The organism is Ruegeria sp. YTSA072 (assembly GCF_059610285.1).
Genome location: NZ_JBXWNI010000016.1, coordinates 54,917 through 78,027, shown reverse-complemented (window position 1 = coordinate 78,027; position 23,111 = coordinate 54,917). Strand labels below are relative to the sequence as shown.

The 23,111-nt window shown below is 54.8% G+C and carries 25 protein-coding genes and 1 pseudogene; 8 read left to right on the top strand and 18 right to left on the bottom strand.

Annotated elements, in window-relative coordinates; genetic code table 11:
• Nucleotides 1-980: metal-dependent hydrolase family protein (locus tag AC2FIB_RS20090; RefSeq protein WP_496842665.1), on the bottom strand; the 980-nt coding region annotated here is incomplete at its 3' end.
• A gap of 429 nt (nucleotides 981-1,409) precedes the next feature.
• Between AC2FIB_RS20090 and AC2FIB_RS20085 the strand changes: the two genes are divergently transcribed.
• The 3 genes from AC2FIB_RS20085 (at nucleotide 1,410) to AC2FIB_RS20075 (ending at nucleotide 3,558) form a co-directional block, all read left to right on the top strand.
• Complete coding sequence (locus AC2FIB_RS20085; RefSeq protein WP_496842664.1) at nucleotides 1,410-2,117, top strand: IS6 family transposase; 708 nt, start codon at nucleotides 1,410-1,412, stop codon at nucleotides 2,115-2,117.
• Between the two features lie 105 nt (nucleotides 2,118-2,222).
• Complete coding sequence (locus AC2FIB_RS20080) at nucleotides 2,223-2,612, top strand: hypothetical protein (protein ID WP_496842663.1); 390 nt, start codon at nucleotides 2,223-2,225, stop codon at nucleotides 2,610-2,612.
• A gap of 226 nt (nucleotides 2,613-2,838) precedes the next feature.
• On the top strand, nucleotides 2,839-3,558 hold the full coding sequence (locus tag AC2FIB_RS20075) for an NYN domain-containing protein (RefSeq protein ID WP_282170906.1): 720 nt from the start codon (nucleotides 2,839-2,841) through the stop codon (nucleotides 3,556-3,558).
• 332 nt (nucleotides 3,559-3,890) lie between these two features.
• Here the strand turns inward: AC2FIB_RS20075 and AC2FIB_RS20070 are convergent, their stop codons facing one another.
• The 14 genes from AC2FIB_RS20070 to AC2FIB_RS20005 all read right to left on the bottom strand — a co-directional run bounded on the left by AC2FIB_RS20070 (nucleotide 3,891) and on the right by AC2FIB_RS20005 (nucleotide 16,460).
• The gene (locus AC2FIB_RS20070) at nucleotides 3,891-4,910 is read right to left on the bottom strand and encodes an IS110 family RNA-guided transposase (protein WP_282170905.1); all 1,020 of its coding nucleotides are present in this window, start codon (nucleotides 4,908-4,910) and stop codon (nucleotides 3,891-3,893) included.
• Nucleotides 4,911-5,175: 265 nt separating this feature from the next.
• The gene (locus AC2FIB_RS20065) at nucleotides 5,176-5,799 is read right to left on the bottom strand and encodes a DUF3800 domain-containing protein (RefSeq protein ID WP_496685312.1); all 624 of its coding nucleotides are present in this window, start codon (nucleotides 5,797-5,799) and stop codon (nucleotides 5,176-5,178) included.
• On the bottom strand, nucleotides 5,796-6,113 hold the full coding sequence (locus AC2FIB_RS20060; RefSeq protein WP_282170903.1) for a hypothetical protein: 318 nt from the start codon (nucleotides 6,111-6,113) through the stop codon (nucleotides 5,796-5,798). Before AC2FIB_RS20060 ends, AC2FIB_RS20065 begins: the two co-directional genes overlap by 4 nt.
• 264 nt (nucleotides 6,114-6,377) lie before the next feature.
• Nucleotides 6,378-7,412, bottom strand: coding sequence for a hypothetical protein (locus AC2FIB_RS20055; RefSeq protein ID WP_496737259.1), 1,035 nt, complete (start codon nucleotides 7,410-7,412; stop codon nucleotides 6,378-6,380).
• Between the two features lie 87 nt (nucleotides 7,413-7,499).
• Nucleotides 7,500-9,335, bottom strand: coding sequence for a relaxase/mobilization nuclease domain-containing protein (locus AC2FIB_RS20050; protein ID WP_496737258.1), 1,836 nt, complete (start codon nucleotides 9,333-9,335; stop codon nucleotides 7,500-7,502).
• On the bottom strand, nucleotides 9,332-9,751 hold the full coding sequence (locus AC2FIB_RS20045) for a ribbon-helix-helix protein, CopG family (RefSeq protein WP_298856089.1): 420 nt from the start codon (nucleotides 9,749-9,751) through the stop codon (nucleotides 9,332-9,334). The genes AC2FIB_RS20050 and AC2FIB_RS20045 overlap by 4 nt, the downstream gene beginning before the upstream one ends.
• A gap of 472 nt (nucleotides 9,752-10,223) precedes the next feature.
• The gene (locus tag AC2FIB_RS20040; RefSeq protein ID WP_496707588.1) at nucleotides 10,224-10,424 is read right to left on the bottom strand and encodes a hypothetical protein; all 201 of its coding nucleotides are present in this window, start codon (nucleotides 10,422-10,424) and stop codon (nucleotides 10,224-10,226) included.
• A 631-nt stretch (nucleotides 10,425-11,055) separates the two neighbouring features.
• Nucleotides 11,056-11,658, bottom strand: a complete 603-nt coding sequence (locus AC2FIB_RS20035) for a class I SAM-dependent DNA methyltransferase (protein ID WP_496737256.1) — start codon at nucleotides 11,656-11,658, stop codon at nucleotides 11,056-11,058.
• A gap of 246 nt (nucleotides 11,659-11,904) precedes the next feature.
• Nucleotides 11,905-12,447: a hypothetical protein gene (locus AC2FIB_RS20030; RefSeq protein ID WP_496707584.1), complete on the bottom strand. Its 543-nt coding sequence runs from the start codon at nucleotides 12,445-12,447 to the stop codon at nucleotides 11,905-11,907.
• A 22-nt stretch (nucleotides 12,448-12,469) separates the two neighbouring features.
• Nucleotides 12,470-12,760, bottom strand: coding sequence for an addiction module antidote protein (locus AC2FIB_RS20025; protein ID WP_170766490.1), 291 nt, complete (start codon nucleotides 12,758-12,760; stop codon nucleotides 12,470-12,472).
• Between the two features lie 5 nt (nucleotides 12,761-12,765).
• Nucleotides 12,766-13,059 carry a type II toxin-antitoxin system RelE/ParE family toxin gene (locus AC2FIB_RS20020; RefSeq protein ID WP_496707582.1) on the bottom strand — a complete coding sequence of 98 codons (294 nt, stop codon included), beginning with the start codon at nucleotides 13,057-13,059 and terminating at the stop codon, nucleotides 12,766-12,768.
• 114 nt (nucleotides 13,060-13,173) lie between these two features.
• Nucleotides 13,174-15,039: a ParB/RepB/Spo0J family partition protein gene (locus AC2FIB_RS20015; protein WP_496707580.1), complete on the bottom strand. Its 1,866-nt coding sequence runs from the start codon at nucleotides 15,037-15,039 to the stop codon at nucleotides 13,174-13,176.
• A gap of 218 nt (nucleotides 15,040-15,257) precedes the next feature.
• Entirely contained in the window at nucleotides 15,258-15,662 is a 405-nt protein-coding gene (locus tag AC2FIB_RS20010) for a DUF3768 domain-containing protein (protein WP_496737254.1), read from the bottom strand.
• Between the two features lie 525 nt (nucleotides 15,663-16,187).
• Complete coding sequence (locus AC2FIB_RS20005; RefSeq protein ID WP_496707576.1) at nucleotides 16,188-16,460, bottom strand: WGR domain-containing protein; 273 nt, start codon at nucleotides 16,458-16,460, stop codon at nucleotides 16,188-16,190.
• A gap of 449 nt (nucleotides 16,461-16,909) precedes the next feature.
• Here AC2FIB_RS20005 and AC2FIB_RS20000 point away from each other — a divergent pair.
• From AC2FIB_RS20000 to AC2FIB_RS19985, 4 genes and pseudogenes are all read left to right on the top strand, one after another.
• Nucleotides 16,910-17,203 (top strand): annotated as a pseudogene (locus AC2FIB_RS20000) (hypothetical protein).
• Complete coding sequence (locus tag AC2FIB_RS19995; RefSeq protein ID WP_496707575.1) at nucleotides 17,200-17,472, top strand: DUF6429 family protein; 273 nt, start codon at nucleotides 17,200-17,202, stop codon at nucleotides 17,470-17,472. Before AC2FIB_RS20000 ends, AC2FIB_RS19995 begins: the two are co-directional and overlap by 4 nt.
• Before the next feature lie 260 nt (nucleotides 17,473-17,732).
• The gene (locus AC2FIB_RS19990) at nucleotides 17,733-18,245 is read left to right on the top strand and encodes a DUF7986 domain-containing protein (RefSeq protein WP_496707573.1); all 513 of its coding nucleotides are present in this window, start codon (nucleotides 17,733-17,735) and stop codon (nucleotides 18,243-18,245) included.
• A gap of 93 nt (nucleotides 18,246-18,338) precedes the next feature.
• Nucleotides 18,339-18,914, top strand: a complete 576-nt coding sequence (locus AC2FIB_RS19985; protein ID WP_496842660.1) for a hypothetical protein — start codon at nucleotides 18,339-18,341, stop codon at nucleotides 18,912-18,914.
• 96 nt (nucleotides 18,915-19,010) lie between these two features.
• Here the strand turns inward: AC2FIB_RS19985 and AC2FIB_RS19980 are convergent, their stop codons facing one another.
• The 3 genes from AC2FIB_RS19980 to htpX form a co-directional block, all read right to left on the bottom strand.
• A complete protein-coding gene (locus AC2FIB_RS19980) occupies nucleotides 19,011-19,328 on the bottom strand; it encodes a bactofilin family protein (protein ID WP_496707569.1) in 318 nt (105 codons plus the stop codon).
• A gap of 154 nt (nucleotides 19,329-19,482) precedes the next feature.
• Nucleotides 19,483-21,348 (bottom strand): molecular chaperone HtpG, encoded by a 1,866-nt coding sequence (htpG, locus tag AC2FIB_RS19975; protein WP_496842659.1) that lies wholly within the window; start codon nucleotides 21,346-21,348, stop codon nucleotides 19,483-19,485.
• 60 nt (nucleotides 21,349-21,408) lie between these two features.
• On the bottom strand, nucleotides 21,409-22,287 hold the full coding sequence (htpX, locus tag AC2FIB_RS19970) for a zinc metalloprotease HtpX (RefSeq protein WP_496707565.1): 879 nt from the start codon (nucleotides 22,285-22,287) through the stop codon (nucleotides 21,409-21,411).
• A 192-nt stretch (nucleotides 22,288-22,479) separates the two neighbouring features.
• On the opposite strand from htpX, the gene AC2FIB_RS19965 reads away from it, so the two are divergent.
• Complete coding sequence (locus tag AC2FIB_RS19965) at nucleotides 22,480-22,905, top strand: VOC family protein (RefSeq protein WP_496707563.1); 426 nt, start codon at nucleotides 22,480-22,482, stop codon at nucleotides 22,903-22,905.
• Nucleotides 22,906-23,111 lie beyond the last annotated feature (206 nt).

Below are 23,111 nucleotides of genomic sequence, written 5' to 3'. Positions count from 1 at the left end.
TCTGTACCGTTGGTGACGTCGATCCATTTCTGCTGGCTAACAGGGTCGTCGAAAGAAAAGCCATCCTCGTCATCCAGAAGAGGCTGCACTGACAACCACACGTCGTTGTCGCGCATCAGTTCCATCGTTTCGCGGCTCATCAAGAAGCCATGCTCGATGGACTTAACGCCAGCGGCAACGGCTATCTCCACTGCCTCGTCCGTGAAGACATGAGATGCAACATAGGTGTTGTAGGTGTCAGCCACCTCTACGAATGCCTCGATTTCGGCCTTGGTGTATTGGCGTACATCCAGAGGGTCATAGGTAGATGACACCCCGCCGCCGGTGGAAATCTTAAGCTGGGTCGCGCCCATGCGCATGATCTCACGCGCGCGTTTGACCACTTCCGGAACACCATCAGCCTGCGCCATCAAACCAACGCTGTACCAGTACCATTGCGAATCCGCGCCGTTCGTCGGAACCGCTTGGTAGGGGCGATAGTCAAAGTGGCCGCCGGTTTGTGTCACGGGTGGGCCGGACGGCAGGATACGGGGGCCTTCGATCTCGCCTGCGTCAATCATCCGTTTTATGGCAAATGAATTGCCGCCAACGTCGCGCACCGTTGTAAAGCCGCGCATTAACGTGCCTTCGGACCCGATGGCACCCCGCACCGCGACCTCAAGAATATCGCCGGTCACAACCACACTCTGCGGATTGCAACAATAAAGCGTGTGCCAGTGTACGTCGATCAGGCCCGGCATCAACGTGCGCCCGCCGCCATCGATGACGATACCATTGGCGACGGCGAGGGGTTCTGAGGACACATCTGTGATCAGATTGTCGGTTACAATGACATTGGCATTTGTAATCATTTCCTCATTCACACCATCAAACACGTTGACGTTTGTGAACAGTATTGGTCCCCCATCCTGGGAGAGCGCTTGCGAACTGGCTATAGTGAGAAAAATCGACGAAACCGCCGCAAGTTTGGGAAAAGGCATTCTAAATTCCTCAGAAAATTCTGTCGGAGAAACCATTCCAGCGGAAGGAAGCTTTTTCAAGGATTCCCTCACTTTTCTGCAAGGTCGGCTTTGTCCGCGTTGCTGACCTTGATGCCGTCTGACCCGACCCGATGACCTATTGAAACCGTCAGATGACCGGTTTGAGCCCTAAGCCGACCCATTTGGTCACACATCGAGCCCATTGGCCCTGCCAAAGTCAGTATAGAATGACGTACTGGTCAACTTTGCGACGGTTTCCACATCAATCGTTTCAGGGTCCCGAGCAACTTTGCTAATACCTGTCCCCTCAACGAGGCGGTTCACCAAGTTGAACACACCACAAACCTGTACCGCATCAAACAACGCACTTTCCGGCACTGTCAGAAGAAACTTATTGAGGCGGGTAGGGCGAGCACTTAGCGTCGCAGGATGACAAGACGCAGCCCTTTTCGCTACTTCAAGACGAGCCCCGAGATCATCCGTCTGGCCGTCATGATGTATGTTCGGTTTCCGCTTTCGCTTCGCAATGTTGAAGATCTTTTGCACGAGCGCGGCATCGAGATCAGCCACGAAACTGTGCGTTTTTGGTGGAACAGATTTGGCCCGATATTCGCGGCAGAGATCCGCAGAAACAGGGTCAATCGGATGCGATCTTATTCGAACTGGCAGTGGCATCTGGACGAGGTCTTCGTGAAGATCAATGGCGAGACGCACTACCTATGGCGGGCTGTGGATCACGAAGGCGAGGTGCTGGAAAGTTATGTGACCAAGCGCCGTGACCGCAAAGCTGCGTTGAAATTCCTCAGAAAATCAATGAAACGCTACGGTCAACCTGAATCCATCGTGACGGACAAACTGCGGTCTTATGGCGCGGCGATGAGAATTGTCGGGAACGGTAGTCGGCAAGAGACCTGCCGCTGGCTGAACAATCGGGCCGAGAATTCCCATCTGCCATTTCGACGAAGAGAACGTGCGATGCTCCGCTTCAGGCAAATGCGATGTTTGCAGAAGTTCGCCGCAGTTCATTCATCCGTCCACAACCATTTCAATCAGGAACGCGCCCTCTACAGCAGAGACAATTTCAAGCTCAACCGCGCCGCTGCTCTCTCCGAGTGGCGCCAACTTTGTTCAGCATAAGTTCCGGCATTTAGGGGTAAACAGAGACTGGTTCGAATTGGTCTGACAGCACCTTCAGGAGCGCTCGCTGATCTTAAACGAGGACGGCAACTTAATCCCGCGTATTTGGAAAACCATGAACTTGAAGGTCAGATTTTGCTTCGTAGGTCTGAATTTGCGGGGGCTGATGCTGCATTTTCGCGTCTCGTAGAGCGTGGCGAGCAGGATCCACTGCAACCATATCGGCTGTTCATGCGTGGCATTGCAAGGTATTGCGGCGGAAATTTCGAAGGCAGTGTTGAGGATGCCTCTGCCGCCTATGACATGCGCCCAAATGAAGCTGGCCACCTAAAACTCCGCGCGATGGCGCTGACTGAGATGCAACTTCATGAACAAGCCCAGGCATGCTTGCAAGCGGCCCAGCAGCTATCACAAGCCCCAATGATGACGACAAAACCACCGGTCTTGCCACCTGACATGCGCTGGATGTTAGACAGGCTAAAACCTGTCTTCTGAAGTCAATTGGCCATGTTATTGATGCAAATCTTGTGTGCGGACATCGTCCGCTTTGTCCGCAAAGCAGACATCGGGCTGAAACTACCGAACGTCCGCTGCGAGCCTATCGCTGACCGCTAAGTAAACTCCAGGTCTCTGTTTTTGTGAGTGTTCTGGTTTTCGTGTCGGCAGTTCGATAAGTAGCGACAAGTTAAGACAAGAGTAGACAAAACATGGTGCCAACCAGATGACCGAACGTGCTCAACCGTTATTGGCGACGCTGATTGATGCCGACAACGTACCAGCCAAATTTGCGGAAGCAATTCTCAAGGAGGTCGCTTCAATAGGCGAACCCGCGCTTAGACGAGTTTATGGCGATTGGACCAGTAGTCGGCTGAAAGGTTGGTCCGAGGTAATCCTATCGCTGGGTCTTGTTGCACACCAGCAGACCGCCAATACGTCGGGTAAGAACGCATCCGATATTGGTCTTGTGATAGATGCGATGGACATCCTACATGGAGGTCGGTTCGACGGGTTTGTCTTGGTTTCTTCCGACAGTGATTTCACCAGTTTAGCCAATCGTCTCAGAGAGGATGGCTTAATGGTGATTGGCATCGGAGAGAAAAAAACTCCGGAGCCACTTCGGAACGTGTGCAACCGGTTCATTTTTATTGAAAACCTTGTAGCAGACGAAGGCGAAGCCAAGAAACTGGCTTCTGCAAAGGAGCAGCCCCAAAAAGCTGCAAAGTTACTCTTGGATGCTATGGCTCGTATCCAACAAGATGATGAGTGGTTTCATCTTGGGCAACTTGGCCAGTCAGTAGTCGCTGCACGTCCAGATTTTGATGCTCGGACCTACGGAAAGGGAAAACTGAGCGATCTTGTAGCTGCGATCAAAGGCTTCGAAACGAAGAGACAGGGCAACAGCCTCTTCGTTCGTTACGTCCAGCCAAGGGCAAAGTCCTGAGAATATTCACTTACCTTCAACCTGACTGACCGTTTTGTCCCGCTCACCTGTCTTTGCTCACAGGCGACCCCAATGACCTCTGTGGGTGGCTCCTGCATTGCAAGTGTTTTCTGGTGATATTCGCGGTCTTTTCGTCAGTACTGTCGTCTGTCCGGCCTGTCTATGTTTTGGCATTGCCTCCACTGGCCCTGATGAATTCCGCGAGCGAGGTTCCAATCGGGTTATCGGCCTCTGAAGAGGGCCGCAGCCATTCTCGGAGTGCCCTTGCTCTTGGTTGACTTAATTCCGCATCATCATTTCAACGTCTTGCATCTCGGATGCAGTCAGCGCGGTTAGAACGCCGGCTGCCTATATTCCTGTTTCTTTGTGAGCATCGCCCAGATGGAACGCGCTGCCTTGTTTGCCATCGCGACTGTTGCCAGCCGGAATGGTTTGTCGGCAATGATCTTGGCTGTCCACAGATCAACCTTCTCTGGCGAACGTTTCGCCATCACGGCGCGAGACGTCATGCCCACGACCAGCAGCTTGCGAATGTAGCGGTCGCCAGCTTTTGTGATCTTGCCCAATCGCTCTTTGCCGCCACTGGATTTGTTGAGCGGGGTCAGCCCCAGCCAAGCCGCTAGATCGCGCCCGGTGCGGAATTGTTTTGCGTCCCCGATCGTCGTGACAATGGCCGATGCCGTTATTGGCCCAATTCCTGGCATGCGCATCAATCTGCGCGCATCAGCATTTATCAGAGCATGTTGTTCGATCATCTTTGAGTAGCCTTCGATGCGCTCGTTCAAACCGATAAACTGATAGCACTGGATACCAAGCATTCCGTTCGCGATCTCGGGCATGTCCGGGTGATCACCGTCAAGGTGGCGCTTCGCAAAGGCCGTCACCGCTTCGATCCCGATAGGCAAGATATGCCCAAACTCGCGCAACAGGCTGCGGATCATATTCGCCAGCTGGGTGCGCTGCCGGACTGCCAGATCCCGCGTGCGGTGGATCGATAGAATAGCCTGTTGATCCTCGGTCTTGATCTCGACAAAGCGCATTGTCGGGCGCCTGACGGCTTCGCAAATTGCCTCCGCGTCTACCGCATCTGTCTTTCCGCGTTTGACATAAGGCTTCACATAGTTTGCTGGCATAAGCCTGACGTCATGACCAAACTTGCGCAGCTGACGGCCCCAATGATGGGATGAACCGCAGGCTTCCATGCCAACCGTGCACGGTGGCAGCGTCTCAAAAAACGCAATCAGTTTTGCGCGTTTGATCGCCTTGTTGAAGATAACGCGGCCGTTCTCCGAAATGCCGTGAACTTGAAAAACGTCCTTGGCCAGATCTAGGCCTACGGTCTTTACTGTCATTGGGTGGCTCCTTTCCTAGCAGTCGTTGATAACTGCACTTTGGCACATTCGATGCCGGTGGAGCAGGAGCCACCCACCTCATCCGGTCAGGGCTCGTTGAACCCTGTAGGGTTGTCGAAAAAAAGGGGCAATATGCCCCTTTTTTTGTGGAAATCGTATGGGCCGCAGCTTATATACGAGTTGTGAAGTCGCCCTGCTGTACCGAACTGTCTCCGTATGGTGTGCGTTCCATGGGTTCACATGGATAGGTCAGCAGAGCGCACCCTTACTTGAATTCCCACACATCGCTGACGCACCCAGACCGCTCTAGCATTGTGCGCCATCTGGCACCGTCTCGCCGTTTGTCCGAATAGGAGCGTGCTATGGCACCGGCGCACATATCTGCCAGCTGAACCAACGGATCCTTTCGTGAATCTCTGAAGTCAAATTTCTTGATGGAGCCTTTTGGAAGCTCGCGTCTCATGTACCCGACAAGTTCCTTTCGGAACCGTCTGTCACCTGAACCGTCAAGTACGACCTTTGCACCTTTGAGCAAACCGCCGTCCTTCTCAAACATCATTTTTGTAAAGTAGTTGTAGAACCGTCGTGGTTTTGTTCGCAGATGGTGAGAGATAATCTCTTCTTTCTGTACTACGACAGACCGACATTGGAAGTCCCAGGCCGCAGCAGCTTCAAAGAAAGCGTCGCGCGAGACGTCACGCGTCTTTGAGAACTTCCACTCGGGCTTTACACGTTCTGTGCCCATCAGAGCGGCGATTTCATCCCCTACAGGCTTCGACGCTGCCGCATCCTTGAACACAACTACACAGAGGACAAAGACTTGGGATGAACCCTTGTCCAACTTGAAGCCAGGATCTCCGGACTCATCAATAAAAGCGAGCGCGCTCAAGCCCCGTATTCCTCTGTAGTGCGACGGTCCCATTCATCGTAGCGCGCCTGCGCAATTTCTCTGAAGATCGGATCTGTCGCAAAGAAATGGCTGTGATCGTACACGACATATTCGGCGAACGGAGGGGGATGCCCCATATCCAGTTCGTCATATTCGAAGTATTCTTTTAGGGCAGCAAGAATCGCCACTTTGTTCACACAACTTTCGGAAAACCAACACATGCGGTTTTCCGCGAACTCTCTCTCAAAATCAGGATTGATTTGTTTCAGCTCTCGGTAGTCGTCGCGTAGGTAATCTTCAACGGTAAAGGCCATTTTAGTGATGCTCTAGGTGTCTAATCTTCTCGATGTGGCGTCGTATTCGCCGGTAAAATCAGTATTTCCGGAGTCGCTTGGTATCAAGCCCATGTGCATCATTTCATCGAGGTTAACCAACCCTCATTTAAAAAAGGTGGGATGAATACGCGCGCTTGAAACCTCACCGCGATCCTACAGCAATTATCAGCTCTGAATGTGAATTACGTTCGTATGTCGGCCGACCTCTCGAAGCGGTACACCTCCCCGTTTATCCAAGGAGTCCTAGAGGCTGTGCCCATCATTTTCGTGGGTGTGCATCACCTGTTCGCGGGTATGGGCAATCTCCTGCACCACAGCGGCAATCTTGCTGGATGAAACTTGGTGCAGCTCACCAACAACGGCCTCGGCGCGCTCGTAGCTATCCGGAACGCCTTGGCTGTTGAAGTGGGCAGCAGCGGTGGAAATGTCCGCGTCTTTCCAAGTCGCCGCTGTGCCGACTGAAACGCTGTCATGATTGTTGTAGCGGGCCAGGAACTTGTTTCCGTCGAGACCGAAGCTGTTGGCGGTCGCCACAATGTCATCACGCACAGCCAGCCATTTTTCGGCCTCGGACGGGTCCAGGTTATCCAACTCGGCCGCATTCATGGAAGTAGTGTAACTGTCGTCTGCAACAGTGTACGCCTGCAGGTCGGTGTCGTGTGGGCGTAGCTCGGCAACATCGCCCTTCAGCTCTCCGATCTGGACGTCCATAGCGGCGCGCAGATGCGGATCTTCGACCTCTCGTGCAAGAGCTTCCATATTCTCGATGGAGTTTACGATGTCTTTGGTCTGTTCTTCGTAGTTCTCGAAACCGGCCTGACCCAGAGCGGATTGCATATACTGAACAAAGCGATCACCGGGCGACTGGTAGTCGTCGGAATCCTGAAAACCTTTGTCGCCGGACAGATCCGCAAGGGACGAATAGTAAGGGTGATACAGGTCGTATTCCTGACCATCGTTCATGTGCTGAGAAACCAAAGCCTGCATATCGTTCAGATCTACCGGCTCCCCTAACCTCTCCGCAGTCTCCAACTCGATTTTCAACTCTCCGACCAGATCAGCTTGGGCGGTGTGTTCGTCAACACGGCGGTTGGCCTGGTCCTCGATGTCGAAGCTCTTTGAAGCGATGGCGGCACGATCATCCATCGCTTGCTGCTCTTTCTTGATGATGTCGATCTGTTCTGAAACGCGATCTTCACGCGGGGCGGATTGATCAAATTTGGAATAGGGTGCGAAGTGTTCGACTTCGTTCAAAAGATAGTCTGTACGCGAAACCATAGTTTTTCCTTTGCGAGTTGATGGATAACTCTGTGATGGTTCTGCCCAGGGCGTTGGCGCGCGCATCAGGCAGACCGGGTGAAGTCCTTATAAGCTGTGTCCGTCATCGTTGCCGCGCCCTTGCAAGAGTGGGTGCGTTGCATGGGCGTGAACCTCTGAGAGTTCTTCTGAGATTGCGATGATCCTGGAAGAAGCAAGCTGGTGCAGCTCGTCAACAACGGCCTCTGCTCGGTCGTGGCTGTCCGACAATCCTTGAGCCTTGAAGTGGGCAGCTGCGGTCGAAATGTCGTCGTTGCGCCAACCCATCGTTGTGCCCAAAGTGACGTTGTGATGGTCGCCAAAGCGGGCAACAAACGCCTCACCATCGAGGCCATAGCTGCTGGCCGTTTCGGTGAGTTCGTTACGGATCGCGGCCCACTTGTCGGCCTCTTGATACTCCAAGACATCCATTTCGGCGGTGCCCATTCCCACCATCGTTGAATAGCGGCGGTCCTCGATGATGAAGGCTTGAAGGTCCGGATCGTTGGTGCGCAGATCTGCGACATCGCCATTCAACTCGCCAATTTGAATATCCATTGCAACGCGCAGATGAGGGTCGTCAACCTCACGGGCAAGCCCTTCCATCTTGTCGATGGATTGCAACAAATCTTTGGTCTGAGTCTGGAAGTCCTCATAGGCCCCCTCGCCCAAGGTGTCCTGCATATAGACCTCGTATCGGCGTGCTGCCGGGGCATAATCAGCGGACGCCTGGAACGCCTTGTCATCGACAATATCAGCAAGGGCAGACAGATACGGATGGCTCTGTTCGTTATCCCGAACGTCGCTGATATGGGCAACAACCTGAGCCTTCAGCTCGGGCGCTATTGTTTCCTCAGAACCGCCTAATTCGATATGTCGCCGCAAGTTGCTCATGATTTCGGGGGACACATAAGACGGGTCTCCCGGCTCGTCGTAATCATCGAAATGATGGGCTTGATCCAGCAGATGTTCCACTCTCGAGACCATAGGTTCCTCACGTTCAACGAGTTGGATGGCAAACTCTTCGATCCGGTCTTTGACGGCGTTGGCGCGCGCATCAAACAGATCCGACATTCTTGCGATGGATAGAGTCATCACATCAGCGGCCATGTCGCGGGCCGTAGCTTCGACTTCCGGAGTGCTTTCAACAACCGACATTCCGGCTTGAACTTTCCACGTGTCCGTCTCAACTTCCTGCCGTAATCCGCGCTCAAGGCGGGTTGTTGCGGTCAGCTCAATTCCGTATTCTTCGGCAACTTCGACCTGGAGTGAGCGCTGAACGTCGATGTTCATTTCGCTGCTCATACCCATAGCCAACCACTGCCCATGTTCGACGCCTCGGTTGTTCACAACGATGTGGACATGGGGGTTGTCAGTGTCGTTGTGGAACACTGTCAGGTAGTCCCAGGTATCGCCAAAATCACCGCTCCCAAACAGACGATCAGCGAACTCCAAACCGGCCTCATGAGCGGCGTCCGGATAGGTGCCTTCGGGAAAAGAAACGATCATGTGACGGGTGTAACCGTAGTTGATTTTCCCGTTGAAATCCTCGGCCCAGGTCTCGATCAAATCACTGACCTGATCCGCATCGAGCGGGGTCACGCCATTGTCTCGGATGTCCAACACGCCCTCTGCCCTGACGGTCAGATAGTTGATCTGGCGGCGGAGCTCATGCGCGTTTTTCACCCCGCCTTTGCGGACGTGTTTCACAACTGCCTCGGGCTTTCCAACCACGGCACCAAGCCGCGCCTTGATGGATGAGGCCCGCGAGATCATGAACTTCATGCGCTTGGCGACCTGCAGCTGCTGACTGAGGCGCTTGGAACTATCGACACCCTTCTGAGCCTCGCGGAAGGCAAGCTCCAGGAAGTCCCCTGCTGTCAGATCGCGGGTCGCAGCGTTCATTCTTCTGGTGTCCAATCGTCGTCGCGCAAGATCCGGCGAATGGCGGATTCAGGCTCACGGTTTCGGCGGGCCGCTGTGATCATCGCCTTCAGGTCTTGCCGGTGCTGAATGATCGCACGATGGAGATTTTCGACGTCCCGGCGGTCGTCATCCGTCCAGATCACCGTGCCGCGCTTGGCCGATTTCGCAAGCTGATTGAGGTTGGTGTATCCGCCTTGAACCTGCCGCAAGTGCTTCTGCCAAAGATCCACAACAGCGGGGTCAGGATCGAGATAGCCGATCAACCGATGGATCAGTCGCTGGATGATCTGATTGCGGCTCTTGGCACCAAGCGCGGTCACAGCCGCTTCCAAACGCTCCAGCGCATCCAAAGGCAAACGCACGGAAAAGACAGTGGTATCGGTGGGCTTACTCAATGCATACCTCTGGTTGTATTTTGAGTTTGTAACACAACTACCTTATCCTGTCATACACTCCAAGAGGAAACCGGGGGTGATTTTAGAAATCCGCATTTTCTCAAATTGCCCTCGGAACAGTTTTGCTCTTGGAGGCAATCTCCACGCCGGGAAAAGGGTCCCGCCCCTTTTCCAGCCAGCAGGCGTGGGTGCCGGTGGACTGGCGCAGGGCAATCATGCACCGCATGGGCTGCCCGAACGGCGCCCGTCACATACCGGCACATTCAAGTTCATTATGGCATTTTTTGCGCGCCTCAGCGCGCTCAGTTTCCCGCCGCTACCGCGGCGGGTGTGGCAGGGCTGAGCATAACTGAGTTGTGGTGGGACGGTGTCCCTGCCCGGCCGTTGGGCCGCGCGCCACGTGTGGCGCATATGTGGTCCGGGCTATGGCCGGAGCAATGGAAAGGGCGGCTTGCGCCGCCCTGCCCTCTCGTCACTCGGTGACCGGCTCGTCATCGACCCGCTTCGGGAAGGCCACCATCTCGACACCGGGGAACATGCTGTGCCGGACCTGGATCGAGGTGATGTTGCCGGTCTCATCGGTATTGACGAAGAGAACCCCGCAGCGATCCCAGAAAGTCTTGCCTTCTTTTTCGCCGGTCTTCACGTTCAGTTTCAGAGTTTGAGTTGCCATTGTTTGATCCTCGCTTTGGCGTGTTTCGATGAACATGGGAAAAGCGGGCATCAAGGGGATGTCAGCAGGGAATTTGATCCGCGCGGAATGCGCCGCAGGCGCAGGGGAAATTCCTTGTTGAAGCGCGGTGCCCGGCCCGGGCACCACGCGTCTTCCCCGACTTCCCGCTTATGTTCATCTCTTCAGAAACACGGCAGCCGAGAATCTTCTCCGGCAACGAGGTTGAAACTGTCAGGCCAAGTGAAAGGAAGGACGCTCTGGGATCGCTGCGCGCGGGTCATCTGAACAATGCGAAGTGGTGAGCGGCGGCATCATCACCATGGTCCGACACAGGCGCAGTGTTCAGTTCCGGGTGCGGGTGTGGCCTTTCTGGGTCAGAATGACCCGCGTGGCAAAGGTGGGAGGATCACCGGTGGCAAAAGTCGCCCTTTCCAACTGGCGAAGGCCAAAGACCAGACGGTCCGGCCCTGGACCGCGCTTGCGCGGATCAGGTTAACAGGCGGACTCAATTTGAAATGGCGGAGTCTGACCAATAACCGGTGCTAAATCTCTAAGTTGAACTTTGCTGCCCGAGCCATATCAATGGCCAGCTAAGCGAACGCACGGGATGCTCCCGCATCCACGCTCAAATTCATTCCGGAATGCAAATGCCCGCTCCCATCAAAACAGGCATTGTCTGCGCATCAGAATTAATCTCGAATACCTGTTCGACCCGAATTGAGCCAAATCGTGCCGCCTCCAGCGCGGTTTTCATTTGATGGGTCGTCAATCCAAAGCCGCCATCATCTGACGCCTGCCAATCCCACTGTACGAACTGCCCACCCTTGTTGAGCAATCCCGCCAGCACTGCCACGGCTCCAGTGTAATCCTGAAGAAAGGCACAAACGGAAGAGGCGCAGATCAAATCGAATCCTGAGAACCCAGTCTCCAAGCCCTGAACATTTCCTGCTAGCATATCTCCGTGAACGGCCCTGACATTGGGCAGGTTCTTTGCCTTCAGGACCGCAATCATATTCTCCGAGGTATCAACCGCGACAACTTCCGCCACATGCGGCGCAATTTTTTCCGCCAGCAATCCGGTGCCGCATCCAAAGTCGAGCACACGCTTTGATCGCCAAGTCTTCCCGCTAAGATCCAGGTGCTCGTCGAGCGAAGTAAATGCGCAACCGGCGTAATATCTGACGTCGCTATTGTCGTCCCAACCATCGGCATAGTCATTCCAGTCGTCCGTCATGTTGTTTGCGTTTCCTTCTGGATTTGGGTCGGCTCCAACCTATGTGCGCTGAGGCAGATGCGCTAATGGGAACGCACGACATTCTCGAGGTTGGCGACAACAGTCAATATGGGTTTGAGACGACCTTTGGAGGAAAATGAGGCGGCCTCGGCAAGCCTCTACCAACAGTCTCGCACCCAAGAAAGAGGCCCACCGAAGCGGGCCACAAGTTTAACCTCAGGGAACTCTAGAGGTATTGAGAACAGGCTACCGCTTGCGCGCGCGATCGACAACACCGTCCGCTGTAATGGTGGCAATGCGATCCTCGGTGCGCCGGGTCATTTCCACCCCGTCACCTGTCATATGCGCCTCGGCAAACTCGGTGAACTTGAAGATGCTGCCATCGGCTTCCACATGGGTTTCGTCTTCTTCTGAGCGGCGTTTCACTGACCCGTCATGCCGGATTTCGATGAGCGTGTTGTCAGCCATTCGCACCGTCACGGAATGCTCATCCACAGCCACACCCTGCCACCACATTTCCGCATCGCGGCGCACCACGATCCGGTTAGGGTGCAATTTTATTTGCACGTCCTGCGCGGTCTCTGCTTCAGCGGATTTGACAACAACAATCGCTTCCTGCGCGGTCGGGTCGTTATGGATCGATGCGCTTCCGTTCTTGGGCGGCCAGAGCCTTGGCTGCGTGCGCGGCTTGCCCTTCTGATCCGTATGAAACCCGACAAACATCTGCGCGGATTTCCAAACGCGGCGAATGGTCTTTTCGGCTGTTGAAGGAGCTACATCGGTAGACATGGTGGGTTGCCTTCTAAAACGGTTAACTCACGTGCATTTTCGGGGTGAGCGTAACACCCACAGCACTCAGCACTTTGAGGATGGTGCCAAATTCCGGATTGCCGTTTTCGCTAAGCGCACGATAGAGACTTTCCCGAGACAGGCCGGATTTGTCGGCTACGCTCGACATACCTTTGGCCTTAGCAACATCGCCAAGAGCTGATGCGATCAGGGCCGTGTCACTGGTTTCAAAAGCCGCTTCAAGATAGGCTTGAATGGCTTCGGGGCTGTCCAGATAGTCAGCCGCTTCAAACTTCGTTGTTTTGACACCCATGTTTTTCACTCCAACTCTTTTGCCATCGCTTTGGCGGTTTTGATGTCCGCTTGCTGGGATGACTTGTCTCCCCCGCAGAGCAAAATTATCAAAACGTCACCGCGCGACACGTAGTAAACGCGATACCCCTTACCCTCAGAAATACGCAGTTCACTGACACCTTCACCAACCGGCTTCACGTCACCGGGATTGCCCAGGCTCAACCGCGTGATGCGAACCAATATCCTGGCTTTCGCTCTTTGGTCCTTCAATCCCTTGAGCCATTTATCAAACAGGGCAGTCTTGCGAATTTCTATCATACCCAAATGTAGCCTACAAGCTACATCCTTTCAAGTGAAGAAAACGTAAAGCATTGAATTAAAAGAGAACAACACCGCTGAAAGGTAGGGCGCTAAGCGCCCCACCCGATTGTTTCAGAAGCACTCCGGCACCCAAGCATCGATCCGGGCTTTCTGTGCCTCGGTCACGCCCAGTGCAGCCTGATGTTCATTGTCATTGAACAGCTTGTGCATCGCTTCGTTCTTCGCGCCTTTCTTGGATTTCGTGAAGGCTTTGAACATGTCGGTGTCGACATGCAGGTCCAGCAGGTGTTTGTAGAGATCATCCAGCTGCCAGCCTTTCAGCCGTTTGAAGCAGTTCTCAGCCGAGGGCGTCCAGATCGCGCGCATGTTCGCTTCGATTTCACCCTCGATCTCTGCCATGAACTCTGCGCGCTGGGTCAGGAACCGCCGGGCCAGAAAACCTGTGATCTCTCCATTGCGGGTCTTCTTGCCCAGTTCGCGAAACGCCTTGAACGCCTCGACGCTGCCTTTTGCGGCCATCTCCTGGAATTGGTCATAGGCTGCGTCTGCGGCCTCATCCCGCTCCCCGCCGAGGCGCGGGTCGAGGATGAACTGGTCATCGATCTCAGGTGTGTTCCGTTCAGCGCCACCATAGCCAAACCCAAACAGATTGCTGGTCAGACCGGAAGCCGGGGTGGTGGAGAAGGCAAACAGGCTCAACACATAGTCAGGCTTGTCCAGCAGGGCCGTTTGAACCGCCGCCAGCCGGATCGCCACCATGTCATCGATGAACTTCTGCGAATAGGCCGGTTTAGGTGCTTCTTTGATCTCCGGCTCTTTGACCGGGGCCAGTACACCCGCCTCAATGGCAGCCTGCATATGTTCTGCCGCGACATAGGCCGATGTTGTTTTGATCTCGCCAGTGTTGCTGACATAGAGGAATACGCCGGACAGCTTGCGCTGATCGTCAGAATAGAACGGCGCAGCATAGTCCTCGAGCGCGGCCAGCTCCTTTTCGCCAGCCTCGTCCAGAGCTTCACCTTCATGAAGTTCCGCAACTTCGTCATACCGTTCGGCCTGTTCTTCGGTGAAGTCCCGGTTCACCATATCCAGACGGTGCATGCCTTCACTTCCCGAGAACCCATAGGGAATATAACTTTCATCATGGGTCTCCACCCAGTCCCAGCCATCCGCTTCGCGCAGCTTCTCTGCTTCTGCCGCCAGTTTCTCAGCAAACAGGTGATCCAGTAGCGCGCCGTCATTGAACAGGGTCTCATCGGCAAAGAGATCGGCGGTGACCGTGCCACCCGCTTCAACATAGGCCTCCTGCCCCACAAACACGGCCTTGCGGTTGGTGCTGCTAACAGCCTCGGACGTCAGGGCCTGTTTGACATCATGCTCACTGAACCACCGGCAGTCCCTGGCTCGTTCCAGCACTTGCAGAATTTTCTCTTCCTCGGTGCTGACTGTCATGGCCTTGGCCAGCCCCATGCTGATCTCACCAGCTTTGAGCGCGTCCAATACGGCAGCGGGCAGACCGGCCAATGCGAGGCGGCGGCGCACATGGGCTTCGGTCACGCCAAACGCATTGCTGATCTTGGCAACAGACAAAGATTTCTCCGCCATTTTACCATAGGCACGGACCTCGTCCACCGGTTCCAGTTCCTCACGGGCGGTGTTTTCCGCATTGGCCCATTGTTCGGCCACAAACGGGTTGTCTGTGACTTTCACGGGGACCTGTGCCAGATCGGGGCGTTCAGTCACGGCGATATTCAGAGCCCGCAGGCGGCGGCCACCGGCAACGATGGCGACTTTGCCATCCGCATCGCGCAAGCCGCTCAAGTTCTGGATCAGACCGCACATGACCAGACTATCAGCCAGCAGGGCAATCCCCTCCTCGGTAACGTCCTGACGCGGGTTCAGGTTGGACAGGTAGAGATCGGACAGGGCGATGGTTTCGATGGTCTCCGGTGCGGTGAATGTTTCGAGTTTGCTCATGGGGCAAATCCTTGTTTGAGTGTTTCGCTTCGTGTTAAGGATGCCCTACCCCTCATGGGGTAGAGCGTGGCCGCTTAAACGGCTGCGTTTTTGATCAGGAAGCGGCGTCCGATGTCGAAGTCATCGCCCTTCCTGATTAGCGCCCACGCTTCTGCGATACGCTGCTGCAAGATTTCATTGCTCATGGTGTTCACCTCCTTTCTGGTTTGGGATTGGGATCAGTATTCGCTGGGGCACATGATGGTCAGAACGCGACGCGTCACTGCGGGATCAAACGGGCGGTCGGAGCCGTATTTGTAATCCGCGTCGTAGAGGTCAATTTTCCAGAACAGCTTCTGGCCGCTGACGATCACTGTTCCGAAAGTGTGATCGCCGTAGGGGTCATTGCCCTCGTCAAACCGGTCATCAGATGCCACCGCCGACAAAGCTGCGGTCTGAAATTCCATCCCTTCGCCGGACACGCCGGGCGTCACGAAAACCTGTCCCTGAATGCCTTTGGAGTGCATCTCGATTGCCGCATTCGGATTGATCAGAGCTTTCCGAAACAGGTCATTCTGGGCCGCAATCTCAGCCGCTTGAAGGCTAGTGTCATTTTCGATGTCTGTTGTTGCTTCACTGTTCAAAACCGTCTCTCCTTTGTGGTGCGACCTCCGGGACTGATTCCTTTTGGTGCTGGTTTTGAGCCGAGCCCTGAAAGGGCGTCGTCTCTAAAACCTGCCCCGTGGCGAACGCGGAGAGGGGCGAGACAGGACAAATCGACAAGAGTGGTGCGGCCCGCAGCGCAGCGCGCGAGGACACGGTCTTGTCTATTTGTCTTGTCCGAGGGGGGAGGCCGCGCCTTCCCCCTGACGTCGGGTGGCGTTTGGCTTGTCCAAATCCCGCCTGACATAGGCAAAGAAGCCAAAGGATCTTCGATCCTGCAGGAGCGCAAAAGGGATCATCACCCGAACGGGCAGATCATCACGGCATGGAGCGACCATGACCCAAAGCCCCTGCCCCGGCGCGCAAGAGACGGTTCAGGGGCTACTGCGTCAGGGAGATCATGCTGGGGTGTTCTGGGTGGAAGCCGATATGTCGGCTGGAACCTCGAGCCCGGTCACGAGACGACAGGCTCGGGATTTGTCAGGGAAACAGATTGCAACACGAAGTCACTCACCGACCGGAACATACCCTCGACGGCGCTTTTGCTTTTCGAGGTTATGGAGTGCATCAGCAGCCTCGACTTCGTCATCATAAGTTACCATCATGGCTTGTCCGTTTGTGCCAATTCGCCCCCAGGTACGCAGGACGGACACTTCCCCAAACAGCGTTGGCTGCAACTCAATTCCATAGAACCGTGCCATGTTGACGTCCGGGTCCACGTGGATCAGGTGGACAGGTGTGGTCGTTGACAGCTCCATAGCCCGATTGTCGGCTAACATAGTCTTTCTGTCCAATGACTTTGCGAGATCAGTTCTTCGGAAAGGATTCCAAGCCTGTAAGGAACCTGACGTCGACTTGGTTACTGTTAAGCAGATTTTGCCGCCTTTAACGACAGCGCTTTCAATGACCGTTTTTGCAATGCTGGCAAAACACAGTCCTTATCGCCAGTGACAGAAGCGTTCGAATTTCGGTGTATCCAAAATGGGACGCGTGCCCACAAGTGTTGGATACACAATAACTGGCCGTGGTCACGCGACCTACGATGGCTGCGCATTTGTATGAAATTGTCAGCCGTTAAGTGTTGAGAAATGCTTTCTGTCCAGTAGAGCCAAAAGCCTACTATATATAGTGCTAAGAGTATCTAGCTCTATTACATACTTGATTTTTATCCTCTTTTGTTCTATATTTATTGTACCGTCAAGGGGGGAAGCAGATGTCCGAAACTGCCATTTCAGAGACACAGACCGCACTGCCAGCCACGGCCAAACAACTTGCTTACGCACATAAAATAGCGGCGCAACAAAACGTAGTTCTACCCTGGGAAATCCAGTAAGACCGGCGTGCTTTGAGTCAGTGGATTGATACACAGCGCGCAACGCCACGCATACGTGATACCAGACCGAGTTCCAAACAGGTGGCTTTCGCAGAGCGTATCGCACGGATCAAGCGCAGCGTTGTTCCGGACGAGTGCTTTCGGGATCGCACATTGATGTCCCGCTGGATCGACAGCAATAAGCCTTGACGGACCCGGCCCCGATCGCGTCCGCTGTGGTCATGACGATAGATGAAGACAAGGTGGATGACGCGGTTCTGGCGTTGCTTTGGCTAACGTTGCATGACGAATGCCGCGCCTGGAAAGGTTTTGACTGGGACGCGCTTGACCGTCTGTACCAGAAAGAACTGATCCTGGACCCTAAAGGTAAGGCGAAGTCAGTGGTGTTGACCGAGGACGGGTTACGCCGATCGGAAGCGCTCTTCACGGAACTATTTGTACAGAAGCCCACAAAATAGCTATCTCACAGCGCGACCAGCAAGGCAATCTAGACTGGCGTAAGCTTGACCTCTGGCTGACGACTGCAACCTACGCTAAATCGACCCTGTCCAATTAACGATGAAGAAAGATACCGGCTGATGGGACATGATCTGGACAGGCTCATAAGGTTCGTCACGCGCGGCTTGCGGACGTTCTGGAAGAGCATTTCCTGCCGACCCTCGAAACATTTGATCTCGACTTCGAAGACCTGACTGATCTGCTGGGCGAAAACTGGCCAATGGTCCTGTGGGGCGGCAGGCTGGAGGATCTGCTGGGCCGAACATTTGGACCAAACAATAAAAACGCGGCCGATGCCTATCTGAAGCGGCATGGATCGAAGGAAAGTGCCCAGACCCGAGCTTATATCGCGGGGTTGCGGGACGCTCCCGTCAGCCTCTACGAGGTCAGCACCATCAAACCAGGCAAATCCATGGTGCTGACGGACCTGCTGTCAGACGCCGACCCCGTCACCGTTCGGGAAAAAAGCGCCACACAAATGGTGCAGCAATGGGATCGCATCGTTGTTCGGGTGGTCAGGCAGGGTGATCACAACATAATCTCGGGCGCCCTGCTTCCGTTCGACGCGAACGCCGTTGCGTTGCTCGATGATGAGCTTCGGGCCGTCCTGAAATTGAATGAGACAGATCAGTTGCGGCTGACGCCGGATCAACTACGGCGCTCCGCGCCCCTCTTCGCCAATGCCTGGCTCTTTGCACATCTGCCGAATCTGCTGGATCCGGAACTACCATAGATCCGCAACAGTGATGGTGACGATCTGGTCTTTCATGATCTGCGTTTTCCCCTCGCCAGCGGAGTGACACAAAACCGAGTTTCAGAGCGACTGTTGCAGGCCGCTGAACTCGTGGCCTCGGGTCAGAAAGAATGGACATGGCTGGCTTTGGACGACGCCGGCGGCATGCGACGCACGACCGGCCTGGTCCTGGACAAGTCGGTGTCCGGCGCTGCTGTCCTCGGATCTCTGTCCCTGAAAGGCAGGGCGCTGACGCTGTCTGTGGATTCAGTCGCGCGCGCGAGACGTGGCGAAGCATATATCCTTGAGCTGCTGGGTGATCTGGTGAAGCCGCCGCTGACAGCAATCCAGACCGTTGAGCAGATGATGGCAGAGGACACTCAAGAGACCGGACCCGCTGCAGACGAGGACATCCCCCCTGCCCTGGCCCGGCAGCTCGCCCAGGAGTATCTCGACCAACACTACCGTGACTCGCTCGACCAGCCGATACCGGCCTTGGGTGACAAAACTCCCCGCCAGGCCAGTTGCAGCGCCGCAGACAAGAAACAAGTGATTGAATGGCTAAAGACAATCGAAAACCGCAGCGCCCGTCAGACCGGCTCCCCTGTCGCAGATTATGATTTCAGCTGGATGTGGGACGAGCTGGACCTGTCAGACCACCGAAAATGACAGATAGCCTGGACAATCGAGCCATTCAAGTTTCACTCGAAACCAGGCAATCGCATTTGTCAGAAGTGTAACTATGCTACTGGTCGTTGACGTGCCCTACTGCCCACCCGCAATGTTGACTTTGCCCACAATCTTCGCACCGCTTTCGGTTGCCATAGTCCTGGCCTCTACATCAGCTTGAACATGTGAAGTCGATGCAATCTTCAGATCGTCACATTTCAGGCTTCCCTGGTGCTTGCCATCAATAATGATCTTCTTGGCCGAAAGTGCACCGTCGACCGACCCACCGATCTGAACAGTGATTGTCTCAGCGCTAACGTCGCCAACCACTTGCCCTTTGACCTCGATGCCTCCCGCACTTGAGTTGAGATTGCCCTCAATTGTCAGATTTTCTTCAATGATTGAGCTTGCCACGTTGAAATCCTCTGGATGAGACGTTGGCGACCCTAAGACGGAAGCTGGGATTTGACCACCAGCGTTAAAGGTGACCTGATCCCGGGGCAAAGATCCGCCTTTAGCCAAAGGCAATACTGCAGGACTACTGTATTTGCATTTCCGGATGCTCTCTCTACTTGGCAAAGGCGCGCGCCAGAATCGAGCCCATACGCTGTGCGAATGCGGATGGGTCGATGGGGGCTTCACCTTCGACGATGCGGGCTTGATCCAGCAATAGATGGGCAGCGTCTTTCAGCAGGTCGTCATCGTTCACATTCTCTTGCGTGGCACGGTCTGCCAGTTTGGTAACGATCGCATGGCTGGGGTTCAGCTCAAGAACGCGCGGGGCGCCATGCAGCAACTGCCCGTGGCGTTTTAACAGGCGCTCCAGATTGACATCCATGTCCCCGTCATCGGCTATGAGGCAAACAGGGCTGTCGGTCAGACGCTTCGAAGGGCGCACGTCTTTGACCGCTTCGCCCAGTTCGACTTTAAACGCAGCGACCAGGGCAGAGAGATCAGTTTCTTCGGGCTTGTCTTCTTCCGGTTGGGCTTCATCTGCCTTGATCTCGTCGAGATCTGTTGTCCCGCGGGTGATGGACCTGAATGGCTTGCCGTCGAATTCTGTGATGTGCTGCAACCAGAACTCATCCACATGGTCGGACAGGAGCAGCACCTCGACCCCTTTGGCTTTGAAGCCCTCCAGATGTGGAGACTGGGCCAGTTTGGCCGGATCTTCGCCCGCGATGTAGAAGATCGCCTCTTGTCCCTCTTTCATACGAGCCACGTAATCTGCAAGGCTTGTCAAGTCGCCGACAGCGGTGGAGGCGAAGCGGCAAATCTCGAGGATCCGATCGCGGAGCGCGGCATCTTCGACCAGGCCTTCCTTCAGCACTGCACCGAAATTGCCCCAGAATGTTGCGTACTCATCAGGTGCTTTGGTGGCTTTTTTCTTCAGCTCACTCAAAACCTTCTTCGTGATCGAAGTCTTGATCTTGGCGAGCTGCGGATCGGTTTGCAACATCTCGCGCGAGACGTTGAGCGACAGATCCTGGCTATCCACAACCCCGCGCAGAAAGCGTAGATACGCTGGTATCAGATCCTTCGTAGTCTCGGAAATAAAGACCCGATTGACATAGAGCTTCACATGGCTTTTGCGCTCGGGCTCAAAGAGGTCGAACGGTTGGGTGCTGGGTACAAAGAGCAGGCTGGTGTGGTTGAGCGTGCCTTCGACCTTATTATGCATCACGTTCCACGGCGCATCAAAGGCGTGGGAGCAGTGACGGTAGAACTCGGTGTATTGCTCCTCCGAGATGTCCTTCGCAGGGCGGGTCCAGAGTGCTTCGGCTGAATTGAGCGTGTCTTCTCCAAGTTTAACCGGGAAGTTGATATGCTCGGAATAGGTCTTGATGATGTGCCGAATACGGGCCTCTTCGGCAAACTCCTTTGCGTCTTTTTTGAGGTGCAACGTCACTGTAGTTCCGTTGGTCACGCGCTCGGTCGGCTCAATGGAGAACTCGCCCTTGCCGTCAGAAGACCAAAGCCAGGCCTCGCTCTCGCCTGCCTTGCGGGTCACGACATCGACCCGAGACGCCACCATGAACGCTGAATAAAAACCCACACCAAACTGGCCAATCAGGCCTGGCTTGTCCTTGTCGTCAGCCTTGAGCGCTTCAATGAAAGCACCGGTGCCGGATTTGGCAATGGTGCCAAGGGTCTCAAGCAGATCAGCGTGGTTCATGCCGATACCATTGTCCGAAATCGACAACGCCTTGGTCTTGGCATCAATCTCAAGCGTGATCGCAAAATCCTCGGATGGGGCAAGCGACGCGTCGGTCAGGGCAGCGTAGCGCAGCTTGTCACAGGCGTCGGATGCATTGGATACGAGCTCTCGCAAAAACACCTCGCGGTTGGAATAAAGCGAACCCGCGACGATCTCCAAGAGCTGGCCCACTTCGGTCTGGAAGGAAAACGTTTCTTTCTCAAGGGTCTCTGTCATGGCTCGTAACTCCTATTGGCAATCGCGGCGCAAACTAATGATCTATCATGCCGGTTTCAACTAGCCCCAAGGGCCACCTCTCGAAGGGTGGGCGCTGCTTTTCAACCCTTTGGCACCACCAAGTGCCCGCAGCTTGGCGATGCGCTTGTCTATCGGCGGGTGCGTGGCAAAAAGGCTATCCACCGCCTGCATATGAAGCGGGTTGACGATGAACATATGCGCCGTGGCCGGGTTACGCTCGGCAGCAATATTGTCGATCCGGCCAGAGAGCTGGCCCAATCGGGCGAGCGCCGAGGCCAACCAATCAGGATTACCGCAGATCGCGGCCCCCTCGGCATCTGCCTCATACTCACGCACCCGGCTGATCGCCATCTGCACCATGCCCGCAGCCAGGGGCGCAAGGATCATCATGGCAATAGTACCGACAATACCCAAAGGCCTGTCGCGCCCGCCGCCAAAGAAGATCGCGAAATTCGCCAGCATCGAAACTGCCCCGGCCAGGGTTGCGGTGATGGTCATCGTAAGCGTGTCGCGGTTTTTGATATGTGCCAGCTCATGAGCAACAACAGCAGCCATCTCTTCGCGGCTCATGTTGCTCAACAAGCCGCGCGTGACGGCAACAGCGGCATTCTCCGGATTGCGTCCGGTGGCGAAGGCGTTGGGCTGCTCGGTCTCCATGATGTAGAGCGCGGGCATGGGCATACCGGCCTTCCGGGCCATCATTTCGGTCATTTTCCACAGCTCCGGTGCCGAGCGCGCATCAACACGCCGCGCACCATGCATACGCAGAACGGCTTTGTCCGAATTCCAGTAGGAGAAGAAGTTCATCGCAAATGCGAGGCAGAGCGCGATGACAAGGCCCACCTCACCGCCCAGCATGAGCCCGATGACACCCACAAAAGCTGTCATCACGGCCATGAGAACAAACGTACGCACCATCAGACTTGGCCTCCAAAACCCATCGCCGCGCATATAGGATCTGCCTTTTGCGAGAACAATGACCTGGTACGGGAAGTAGCTGGATTGCGGGCAAAACTGTAATTCGGAGAAACTAATTCAACTTCTTCTATCCCAAGCTGCGGCCTTTGATGTTAGAACCGCAGAAGAAAAACATTGAACAGATGACTGACAATGAAGCTGGAATTTCATCACATTAACTTTGTGGCCGACGATGTCGATCGTATGCACGACTTTTACACAAGCGTACTTGGTCTTGCTGATATCCCACAACAAAATTTCCCTCGCACTGAAGCAAACGAAGATATGGGCTATGACGGCAAAATCAGATTTGCGACCGAAGGTAGCATGCAGATGCATCTTGCAGAACGGGACTTAGGTGTCGCGTTCAAAAACATGCATGCAATAAATCCGGTTGAACGAGGGCATATTGCCTTTCGTACCGATGACCTTGATGCCTTTCTCAGAAAGCTCGATGAATGCGGCATTCCATACTCAGACTATGGAACGGCTTTCTCGAAAGAGTGGCACCAAGTGTTCTTTCACGACCCAGAAGGAAACGTGATTGAAGTTCATCAAAAAGTCTCCTCCATGGGATAGGCAAATCGCTTGCGAAGCGAAGTTCCACTCGTGCATTTGACGGCCCAAAGCTGCCATTCATCGGGTCAGGCCACGCCGCAACGCAGCTTCATCAAACCGGCCATTCGCTGCGCGGGCGAGATCCGTGCGTTGTGATAGGTAAGCACCGCGGACGAAGGGGGCTTTCGCATTATCTCGGACAACGACGCCAGGCAGCCCTAAAAACA